This window comes from Parcubacteria group bacterium CG10_big_fil_rev_8_21_14_0_10_36_14 (assembly GCA_002772895.1).
Lineage (GTDB): Bacteria > Patescibacteriota > Patescibacteriia.
Map to the genome: position 1 here is coordinate 1 of PFCS01000061.1, position 1,794 is coordinate 1,794.

2 protein-coding genes and 1 tRNA gene are annotated in these 1,794 nt (G+C 30.0%); all 3 read left to right on the plus strand.

What is annotated here, in order from left to right:
* Positions 1-358, plus strand: a 358-nt coding sequence (locus COU51_04635) for an MBL fold hydrolase (protein ID PIR66302.1), incomplete at its 5' end; no start/stop codon positions are given.
* Positions 359-365: 7 nt separating this feature from the next.
* Entirely contained in the window at positions 366-1,652 is a 1,287-nt protein-coding gene (locus COU51_04640; protein ID PIR66303.1) for a hypothetical protein, read from the plus strand.
* 28 nt (positions 1,653-1,680) lie between these two features.
* Positions 1,681-1,756 (plus strand) — tRNA-Val (locus COU51_04645).
* Positions 1,757-1,794: the final 38 nt, after the last annotated feature.

A 1,794-nucleotide genomic window follows, 5' to 3' on the forward strand; every position in this document is an offset into this window, starting at 1 on the left:
AGGCAGAATATTACATCACGAGAAGAAATATTTACCCGATCCAAATAATGGAATTTTATTTATCGGCTATCAAGCCGAGGAGACACTGGGAAGAGCTATAAAAGATGGACAAAGAACAGTTATGATTGATGAGCAAAAAATACCGGTTAGATGTGAGGTAGAGGAAATAAGCGGATACTCGGCTCACGCGGACAGAGATGGTTTACTAAAATGGGTGTCTAGTTTTAAAGATAGTGTAAAAAAAATTTATGTAACTCAGGGAGAAAATGAGGCGGCGGAAAACTTGGCTTATTTTATTAAAAAGAGATTTAAGATAGAGGCGATTGTTCCAAAAGAGAGAGACTCGGTCGTGTTATAATTTAGTAATGAATTTTTTTTTAGGTCAAATATATAAAAAAAAAATAATTTCATATATTTTATATTTTTTATTATTTAGCCTGCCTTTTACTTTGCGATTGCCTATATTTTCTTTTACGCCCGGATGGCATGAATATGAAACCGTTTTTATTGGATTATATGATGTTTTGCTAGTTTTATTTTTAGCGATATTTTTCTTTAACTATAAAATAGTTTGGCAAAAATATTATATATATTTAATTTTATTTTTAGGTTTTAGTGGGTTATCAGTTTTATTTTCCCCCCTCCCCTATTTATCTATATATGGACTAATACGAATTATTTTATTTTCGGCTTTAGCTATAGCCCTAGCCACTTTAATTCATAATAAAAAAATAAAAATTGATTTAATTTTTTTAAGTTTATTTTTTTCTTCTTTATTTCAGGCGCTAATAGGATTTTTACAATTTAACAAACAGGAAGATTTAGGTTTATGGTTTTTAGGAGAACCTAATTTAGTTTTAAATGGATTCGGAGTCAGTACAGTTTTAATTGAGGGAGGAAAAATTTTAAGAAGCTACGGCACACTCCCCCATCCTAATATTTTAGGAGCTTTTTTGGTGGTAGGATTTTTAAGCGGATTATTTTTATTTATTGAATCTAAGGGAGTAAAGAAATATTTATTTTTTAGTGGATTATTTTTAATAGCTTTAACCCTTTGGTTAACGCTATCTAGATCGGCCATAATAGCTATGCTATTTGGATTATTTATTTATTTTATTCTTAAATTTTTTAGAGACGGGTTTTATAAAAAAAATATAATATCTTTTGTGTCTATTTTTTTACTTCTACTTTTTTCTTTATTGCCGGTTTTAAGTTTTGTTTTACCGAGAATTAATATGTCAGCTTCCGAAGTGGCGGTTACTAGTAGAGTGAGTTATATGGAAATGGGTAAAAAAATTATGAAAGAAAATTTACTAGGAGTGGGTTTAAAAAATCAGGTTTACTATACTTATAAAAATAATATATATAATGAGGCTAATATGAAAAACTCCTGGGAGTGGCAACCAATTCATAATTTATATTTATTAATAGGAAGTGAGGTTGGAGTTTTGGGATTATTATCTTTTATAATTTTTATATTGGGGGCTTTTATAAAAAAAGGTTTATTGTTTCTAAAAAAAGACAAAGAGGAGTATTATATTATTTTGGCGATAATGTCGTCTTTACTCATAATAGGATTGTTTGACCACTTTCTCTATACAATAGATTCCCCTGCTCTACTTTTTTGGCTAATGATTGGACTTTTACTTTAGTTTTATTTACAATTATTTTTATTATATTGGACGGTTAGCTCAGTTGGTAGAGCGTCTCGTTTACACCGAGAGGGTCGCGGGTTCAAGTCCTGCACCGTCCACTAAATCCGAACCTATTTCCAAAATAAATACTAACTCACGC